Source organism: uncultured Thermosynechococcus sp., assembly GCF_938074695.1.
Taxonomy (GTDB): Bacteria; Cyanobacteriota; Cyanobacteriia; order Thermosynechococcales; family Thermosynechococcaceae; genus Thermosynechococcus.
The window spans coordinates 25980-33678 of record NZ_CALJEM010000022.1 but is presented as its reverse complement, the minus strand read 5'-3'; the positions used below and the strand labels follow the sequence as shown (position 1 = coordinate 33678).

Annotated in this window: 9 protein-coding genes and 1 tRNA gene; 7 read left to right on the top strand and 3 right to left on the bottom strand. The window is 53.9% G+C overall.

From position 1 onward, the window contains the following. The first annotated feature begins 169 nt into the window (after positions 1-169). The 4 genes from Q0683_RS03855 to Q0683_RS03840 all read left to right on the top strand — a co-directional run bounded on the left by Q0683_RS03855 (position 170) and on the right by Q0683_RS03840 (position 2564). Positions 170-544, top strand: a complete 375-nt coding sequence (locus Q0683_RS03855) for a DUF4346 domain-containing protein (RefSeq protein WP_298616248.1) — start codon at positions 170-172, stop codon at positions 542-544. 43 nt (positions 545-587) lie between these two features. Further along, a complete protein-coding gene (locus Q0683_RS03850) occupies positions 588-1040 on the top strand; it encodes a cytochrome C (protein WP_298976383.1) in 453 nt (150 codons plus the stop codon). Positions 1041-1123: 83 nt separating this feature from the next. After that, a complete protein-coding gene (locus tag Q0683_RS03845) occupies positions 1124-1861 on the top strand; it encodes a TIGR03943 family putative permease subunit (RefSeq protein ID WP_298976381.1) in 738 nt (245 codons plus the stop codon). Between the two features lie 4 nt (positions 1862-1865). Next, entirely contained in the window at positions 1866-2564 is a 699-nt protein-coding gene (locus tag Q0683_RS03840) for an OB-fold-containig protein (RefSeq protein WP_298617018.1), read from the top strand. 16 nt (positions 2565-2580) lie between these two features. Here the strand turns inward: Q0683_RS03840 and Q0683_RS03835 are convergent. Then, positions 2581-2653: transfer RNA gene (locus Q0683_RS03835), tRNA-Val, on the bottom strand. 506 nt (positions 2654-3159) lie between these two features. Here Q0683_RS03835 and Q0683_RS03830 point away from each other — a divergent pair. Genes Q0683_RS03830 through Q0683_RS03820 form a run of 3 tightly spaced genes read left to right on the top strand, consistent with a single transcriptional unit; the run spans position 3160 to position 6023 of the window. Beyond that, complete coding sequence (locus Q0683_RS03830) at positions 3160-4314, top strand: Re/Si-specific NAD(P)(+) transhydrogenase subunit alpha (RefSeq protein WP_298616237.1); 1155 nt, start codon at positions 3160-3162, stop codon at positions 4312-4314. Positions 4315-4338: 24 nt separating this feature from the next. Next, positions 4339-4617 carry an NAD(P) transhydrogenase subunit alpha gene (locus tag Q0683_RS03825; protein ID WP_298616235.1) on the top strand — a complete coding sequence of 93 codons (279 nt, stop codon included), beginning with the start codon at positions 4339-4341 and terminating at the stop codon, positions 4615-4617. A gap of 5 nt (positions 4618-4622) precedes the next feature. Further along, positions 4623-6023: an NAD(P)(+) transhydrogenase (Re/Si-specific) subunit beta gene (locus Q0683_RS03820; protein WP_298976378.1), complete on the top strand. Its 1401-nt coding sequence runs from the start codon at positions 4623-4625 to the stop codon at positions 6021-6023. On the opposite strand, the gene Q0683_RS03815 is transcribed toward Q0683_RS03820, so the two are convergent. Further along, the gene (locus tag Q0683_RS03815; protein WP_298617020.1) at positions 6020-6736 is read right to left on the bottom strand and encodes an HAD family phosphatase; all 717 of its coding nucleotides are present in this window, start codon (positions 6734-6736) and stop codon (positions 6020-6022) included. The two genes, Q0683_RS03820 and Q0683_RS03815, sit on opposite strands and share 4 nt — an antisense overlap. Before the next feature lie 2 nt (positions 6737-6738). After that, a complete protein-coding gene (gene trpC / locus Q0683_RS03810) occupies positions 6739-7662 on the bottom strand; it encodes an indole-3-glycerol phosphate synthase TrpC (protein WP_298616253.1) in 924 nt (307 codons plus the stop codon). Positions 7663-7699 lie beyond the last annotated feature (37 nt).

Genomic DNA, 7699 nt, shown 5'->3' with positions numbered 1-7699 from the left:
CGACCTTGGGCTTATGAGTCCCCTGCTCTAACCACTGAGCTACTGAGCCGAAATTTTTGGGCAATCCCCATTATAACGCGAATGTCCTAAAACTCAAGGGTCTGGCCAGCAAATTCCAGTCGAGTTCACCGTACAATAAAGAGTGCATCGGTTAGAGGAAAGATAGGCATTGAGCAAAGCAGAACGCACGGCTCTTGACAACAAGCTATCACAGCGATTTATTCATCTTGACCCAGCAGGGTATTTCATTATCTACATTGACCCTGAGCAGGAGTTGATCTGGATGAAACACTATCCCAATGATATTAATGAGAAGGGCTTAGCGGTGGATCCCGATACCGGCGACCCCATTCCCACCAGAGGGAAAGTAACGCGGGAACCCGATCTCGTCCTCAGCGGTCGAACAGCAAAGGAGTTGTGTATTGAACTTTTTGAAAAGGATCGCCAATTAGTGACGATGTTCGATCATGCGGCCTATCTCGGTCGTGAATTGATGCGGGCACAGTTTTGTTTGGATGAAGGGCTTGAGTATATCCAAGATTAGGATTAGACAACACTGGCGCTGGGGGGTAGGGGCGGTTTCTTTAATGCTCTGTGCCCTGGTGGGGACAGCCTTAGCAGCGATCGCCACCCCAGACTTTAGCGGCACTGTTGATGTTTTGCCCTTGAATGTCCAAGTGGGGGCACAACTCTATCTGCAGCGCTGTGGCAGTTGTCATCTGGCATTGCCCCCGGAAACATTGCCCACCCAGGCATGGCAGGTGCTCATCCAAGATACCAATCACTACGGTGCGACCCTCGAACCCATTTCCCGCGCTGAGCTGGTTCCGCTGTGGAACTATCTGCGCAGCTATTCTCGCCCTCTGCCTAACGATGCCCAAATTCCTTTTCGTGTCGGGCGATCGCCCTTCTTTCGCATCCTGCATCCCCGTGTTGAGGTACCTCGACCCGTTACCCTCGATGGCTGTGCTCAGTGTCATCCCAAGGCCACCCTCTTTAATTTTCGTGAGCTAAGCCCGCAGTGGCAGGATTCCCCCTAGAATGTTTAGGGATGGCGAATTTTCACCGCCCCATGTTTTCCGGCTCCTTCAATCGTTATTCCCCGCGTGACCAACACAGAAGGGTGCGCCGTCGCCGGCTCCAGCAGGAGGGGTGGACAGTTGTTTCACTTCTCCTTTGGGGAATTTTGTTTCTTCAATATTGGTTGCAGGGGCGACTGGGGTTACTGATTCACCCCAACTACTTTGGACTGGCGATCGCCACTGGTTTTCTTTTAGTTGCTGTGAGTGGTTGGCAAGGGTGGCGGTTGTGGCGGGGGCAAGGGACGCTTGTACAACATGTTGCCCTCTTACCGGCCCGTTGGGCGCTTAGTATTCTAATTTTTGCAGCAGTGGTGGGGTTGGTGATTCCGCCCCGTCCTTTCAAGAGTGCCACCGCGATTCATCGCGGTCTTGAGGATGGCTTAACCGTGACGCGCAATAGTCCGGTGCCCTTTCGCCTCAATCAACGGCCTGAGGAGCGCTCGCTTATTGACTGGATTCGCACCCTTGATGTCTATCCCGAACCCGATGCCTACAGGGGATTACCGGCTCGCATTGAGGGATTTGCTGTCCACAGTCCTCAACTGCCGGAAACCTATCTTACCTTGACCCGCTTTGTCATTACCTGCTGTGCAGCCGATGCCTACCCCGTCGGCTTGCCGGTGAAATTGGGGCGATCGCGCCAAGCCTATCCCCAAGATCACTGGTTTCGCGTAGAAGGTCGGATGGCCACAGAAACCCTCAACGACCGCCGCCAATTGGTACTAGTGGCTGAGACGATAACGCCGATTCCTGAACCTGAAAATCCCTTCATGTACTAAGGCAATGCTCTTTCACTTGATTCACACTCCCTACTGGATTGTCTTGGGTATGGGGGTTTTGCTCTTTTTGACCGTGATCTTTGGCGATGTGGGCGATGAAGAGGTTGAGTTAGAGGGGGATACCGATCCCTTGGAAGTAGAAGTCGATCTGGAGGGAGGCATCTCATTTCTGACGATTTTGCATTGGCTGGGGGTGGGGAGAGCACCGCTCATTCTTCTGCTCGCCTTGGACTTTAGCCTGTTAGGCGTACTGGGCTGGTTCTTTAATGTCCTCTTTTACACCCTCAGTGGCAGTTGGCCGGGGGTGATGTGGTCGGGGGGGATTGCGATCGCCGCACTGCTGTTGGCACTGATAACTGGGGGTCTGTGTTCGCGGCCTTTGGGACAGATTTTTGCGCAGTTTAGCGAAGACACCAGTCGCGATCGCCTCCTAGGTTGCAGTGGCCACGTCAGCTCTGCCCATATTCCCCGCAGTGGTACCGGTATTGGTCAAGTAAGTGTTTTGGATGCCAATCGCAATCGCTTGATTCTGCCCGCCGTTCTGCCCGCTTGGGCAACGATCACCCCGCAGCACGGTCAGGAAATTTTAATTATTGATCGTCAGGAGAATGAGTATGTTGTCGTGGCCAAAGATAGCTTGGACGAAGCCACATGGTTACGCCAGCAGCGGCAATCTCAGATCAACGAGGGCGAAGACGCCTGAGGTATTGATTTTGCCATGGGCGGTGAGGGACTCGAACCCCCGACATCCTCGGTGTAAACGAGATACTCTACCAACTGAGTTAACCGCCCGGACTTCAGATTACTTATCATAGCAAAGCCCAGTCCTTTTCTAAAATAGGAAAGAGACTATACAGCAAGAAGTTCCTCTCAACATTTGCCCTCTGCTGACAGCTAGAGTCAGGGACGCAGTCAAAACACCTGTAAACAATTGCAGCGGTAAGCGCAAAGGAAAGTGCTGTTTTTGGCTACTTTTGAGAAACTGCATCAGTGATCCCAAATTAATCACAGGTTTAGCGATCATCCAAAAGGATGAAAAGGGGTAATTAAGTAAAAGTCCTCAGTGATAGTGTCAAGATTTGTTACAAGCATTACCGGGGATCATAAGACTTGTGGAGAACCCCTACGAAATGCTGACATTTCCTCGCATTCCTAGGGGGATCGCAGTAGGTTGAGGATCAGTACAGGACAGCGTGTGAATGTGTTGTGACGGTGTCGGGCTGTTATAAAAAAATGCCCTGATGAGCACACCAAAGGAATTGTTCTGTAAAGACTGCAAACCCTATCCAAGAGTGCCTATGAAAGTTGGGGTCGTTAAGGAACGCGAAGTGGGTGAACAACGGGTCGCCCTGATTCCCGAAGTTGTTGCCAAGCTGGTGCAGCAGGGGTATCACCTCTGTGTGGAGTCCGGCGCAGGAGATATGGCGCACTACAGCGATGATGACTACCGTGCCGCAGGTGCGGAAATTGGTTACTCCATTGAAGAGGTCTGGGGCGGTGTGGATGTGCTGCTCAAGGTTAGCCCGCTCCGCGATCGCGAGGTGGAGTGGATTCGCCCCGGTACAACGCTAATTGGTTTTCTCAATCCCCTAGGGAATCCATGGCAAATGCAGCACTTAGCAGAGCGACAGATTACTGCCTTTGCCCTTGAGTGTATTCCCCGTACAAGTCGTGCCCAGAGTATGGATGCCCTATCCTCCCAAGCGGCGGTAGCAGGCTATGCAGCGGTGTTGTTGGCGGCGTCCCATTTGCCCCGCTTTTTTCCAATGCTGACGACGGCGGCCGGTACAATTCCCCCGGCCAAGGTCTTTGTCATTGGCGCAGGGGTAGCTGGCTTGCAGGCGATCGCCACCGCCCGGCGTTTGGGGGCTGTGGTTGAAGCCTTTGATATTCGCCCGGCGGTCAAGGAAGAGGTGCAAAGCCTCGGTGCCAAGTTTGTGGAAGTCAACCTTGAGGAGGATACCGTTGCTGCCGGTGGCTATGCCAAAGAGGTGTCTGAAGTGGCGAAGCACAAAACCCAAGAGGCGATCGCTACCCACGTCCACAGTGCCGATGTGGTCATTACCACCGCGCAAGTCCCTGGTAAACCTGCCCCTCTTTTGGTAACAGAACGCATGGTGGCCAGCATGAAACCCGGTTCAGTCATTGTGGATTTAGCCGCTGAGCAGGGGGGCAACTGTGCCTGCACCGAACCCGGGCGCGCCATTTGTCATCAGCGGGTCACCATTATTGGTCCAATCAACCTGCCCTCGACAATGGCCATGCATGCCAGTCAAATGTATGCCAAAAACATTTCAGCGCTCCTGAAGTACCTTGCCCCCAAGGGGGAATTGGTGTTGAACTTTGGCGATGACATTATTGATGCCGCTTGTATCACCCATGAAGGGCAGGTACGCAACCCACGGGTACTGCAACTGCTGCATCCTGCCCAAACCTTGGCCAAAACAGTTTAGAAATTTCCCTAGAGGGTTGGTTCCATGACAGATCCCATTCTTGTCGGTCTGATTATTTTTGTACTGGCCAGTTTCATTGGCTTTGAGGTGATTCATAAAGTCCCGCCCACCCTGCATACCCCCCTCATGTCTGGCTCCAATGCTATCTCCGGCATTGCGGTGATTGGGGCGCTGCTCCTGGCAGGCGGTGGGCAGACAACCTTAACGGTGGTCTTGGGAGTCATTGCGACGGTGCTGGCCACGATTAATGTGGTGGGCGGTTTTTTGGTCACGGATCGTATGTTGCAGATGTTTAAGCGGTAGGCACCATGGACTGGCTAACACGCACTGAAGAATTGAGCTATTTGGGCGCTGCGGCGCTTTTTATCCTCGGTTTGAAAAAACTGGGGTCTCCGGCTACGGCACGTCAAGGAAATCGCCTTGCCGCCTTGGGGATGTTAATAGCGATTGTGGTCACGCTCCTTGATCGTCAGATTATTAGTTATACGGGCATCCTAGCAGCCATTGGCCTCGGCAGTGTCATTGGCGCGATTGCCGCCTACAAAGTGGAAATGACGGCCATGCCCCAGATGGTGGGGTTACTCAATGGTTTCGGAGGGGCGGCCTCTGCCCTGGTGAGCATTGGTGAATTTTGTCGCCTTGTAGCCGTGGGTGAGCCGCTGAGCGCCGGTACACTGGTCACAATTATCTTGGGGGTGCTGATTGGGGGCGTTACCTTCACCGGCAGCCTTGTGGCCTTTGGTAAACTTCAGGGACTGATTTCGGGGACACCGATCATTTTCCCGATGCAGCAGGCGATTAACCTCGGCTTACTGGTGGCCTTTTGGGTTGGCGGTGGGTTGGTTTGGCTAGACCCAAGTCAGCTGCCGATTTTCTGGGGCTTGGTGGCGATCGCCAGTAGTTTGGGGGTACTCTTTGTCCTGCCCATTGGCGGCGCCGATATGCCCGTAGTGATTTCCCTCTTGAACTCCCTTTCCGGGCTGGCTGCCAGTGCCGCCGGCTTTATTGTGGGCAACAGTATGCTGATTATCGCAGGTGCCTTGGTGGGGGCTTCGGGGCTGATTTTGACGCAGATCATGTGCAAGGCGATGAATCGCTCCTTAACCAATGTCCTCTTTAGTGGCTTTGGTAGTGCAACCCCTGGCAACAGGGAGGTAACTGCCCACGCTACGGCGAAGTCGGTACACACAATTGATCCTGAAGAAAGTGCCATGATGCTCGGCTACGCCAAGTCCGTTGTCATTGTCCCCGGCTATGGGATGGCGGTGGCTCAAGCGCAGCACAGTGTCAAAGAACTGGCGGATCAACTGGAGCGACTGGGGGTTGATGTCAAATATGCAATTCACCCCGTTGCGGGTCGCATGCCCGGCCACATGAATGTGCTGCTTGCGGAAGCCAATGTCCCCTACCCCCAACTCAAGGACATGGAGGAGATCAATCCAGAGTTTGAGCATGTGGATGTGGCGTTGGTGATTGGTGCTAACGATGTGGTGAATCCCGCTGCCCGCACCAACCCCAGTAGCCCTGTCTATGGGATGCCCATTCTCGATGTGGATCGGGCACGGCACACAATTGTGATTAAGCGCAGCCTCAATCCGGGCTTTGCCGGCATTGACAATGAGTTGTTCTACAAAGACAAAACACTGATGCTTTTTGGCGATGCCAAGGAAGTGCTCAATCAACTCATTGCTGAGATCAAACACCTCTAGGAGGACATGGAGGGCGTGGCAGCCGTACTGCGCTCAAACACCGGCGCAATTTCCTCAAGGTCGAACTGATCAAGGCGATCCAGTACCCAATGGCAGCGACGCTGGAGCATGTGGAGAGGGTAGGTATGCGCTACCCCCAAAACTTTGACACCGGCCTCACGGGCAGATTGAATCCCCACGAGGGTGTCCTCAATCGCCAGACAATCAGCAGCCGTGAGATCACCCCCTAGGGCTTGCAAAGTTTCAACTGCACGGAGATAGGGGTCAGGGTAGGGTTTACCCCGTTCCACGCTTTCGGCACTGATAATGCAGTCCACAGTAAGGTTTCCCCGCTCAAGAGCTAACTCGACATCGGAGCGCAGGGCACCGGTGACAATGGCAATTTTCAATTGGGCAGCACGGAGTTTCTCCAGCAGGGCGATCGCCCCCGCAAAGAAGGGAAATGGTTCCATACTGGCCAAGCGTGCCCGGTAGGCGGCTGCCTTTTGTGCCACCAGTTTATCCAAATAGGCGGGAGTGACAGCCCGGCCGCGGCGACTGAGGAGGTTGTCTAAGCAGGCGCGATCGCTCCTTCCTAAGCAAAAGAGGTCATATTCTCCCCGCTGCGGGCGCACATTTTCTTGCAGTAGAATCTCCTCAACGAGGGCAGCATGGATCGCCTCATCGTCAAGGATCACGCCATTGAAATCCAACAAGATTGCCTTCAGGGGCATACCTAGCGCGCTAACTCTGGAAATAACTGCTGAATTCGCTTTTGCAGTTGCTCAGCCTCGCTCAGGTGCGCCATCTCCGCAGGGGGGCGCATTAGGGATTCTCCCACTAAAATGGCAGCGGCGCCCGCTTGCGTGACTCGTTCCACATCGGCGCGCTGATGAATACCGGATTCACTGACCACAAGGATGTTGCGATCGCGCAATTGCGCCCCGTAGGTAGCCAACAGCTTTTCAGTAGTGGCTAGATCAACCCTAAAGTCTGTCAGATTGCGATTGTTGATGCCCACAAGGCGCACCTCTTCAAGGCCTAAAACCCGCTCCATTTCCTCGGTCGTGTGTACTTCCACCAGTGCCGTCAGTCCTAAACCCTGGGCAATGCGCAGGAAATAGCGCAGATCGTCGTCAGAGAGGATGGCCGCAATCAGGAGAACAGCATCCGCGCCCCGTAACCTTGCCAGAAACATCTGGTAGGGGTAGAGGATAAAGTCCTTGCACAGTAGCGGCACCTCCACCACTTGGCGAATTTGGGCAAGGTACTCAAAACTGCCTTGAAAAAATTCACTGTCCGTCAGGACGGAAAGACAGGTCGCGCCAGCAGCAACATAGGCTTGGGCGATCGCCACCGGATTAAAATTGGGGCGGATAATCCCTTTACTAGGGGACGCTTTCTTGACCTCAGCAATCAGTGCCGGTTGGGTGACGGGGGCTTGCAGAGCCTCTAAAAAGGAGCGCACGGGTGGCGCATCGAGCACTTGGCGCTGCAACTCTGGCAAGGGCAGCACTTCCCGCAGCTGCTCTACCTCCTGTTCCTTGTGCCAAACGATTTTTTCAAGGATATTGCGGGGGGTATCATCGGCTACCGGTACTTGGTAGTGGAGATTGTGAACCGTCACAACAGGATTGGGGGGACGCCGACGAATTTGCATGATGAGTTTCGTATGCAGTGGCAACAGTTGAACACTA

What these genes read in the sequence shown, in the direction of transcription:
- Q0683_RS03850 (WP_298976383.1), top strand. Translation starts at nt 588, where the DNA reads ATGCTCTGTGCCCTGGTGGGGACAGCCTTAGCAGCGATCGCCACCCCA.
- Q0683_RS03840 (WP_298617018.1), top strand. Translation starts at nt 1,866, where the DNA reads ATGCTCTTTCACTTGATTCACACTCCCTACTGGATTGTCTTGGGTATG.
- Q0683_RS03830 (WP_298616237.1), top strand. Translation starts at nt 3,160, where the DNA reads ATGAAAGTTGGGGTCGTTAAGGAACGCGAAGTGGGTGAACAACGGGTC.
- Q0683_RS03825 (WP_298616235.1), top strand. Translation starts at nt 4,339, where the DNA reads ATGACAGATCCCATTCTTGTCGGTCTGATTATTTTTGTACTGGCCAGT.
- Q0683_RS03820 (WP_298976378.1), top strand. Translation starts at nt 4,623, where the DNA reads ATGGACTGGCTAACACGCACTGAAGAATTGAGCTATTTGGGCGCTGCG.
- Q0683_RS03815 (WP_298617020.1), bottom strand. Translation starts at nt 6,736, where the DNA reads ATGCCCCTGAAGGCAATCTTGTTGGATTTCAATGGCGTGATCCTTGAC.
- trpC (WP_298616253.1), bottom strand. Translation starts at nt 7,662, where the DNA reads ATGCAAATTCGTCGGCGTCCCCCCAATCCTGTTGTGACGGTTCACAAT.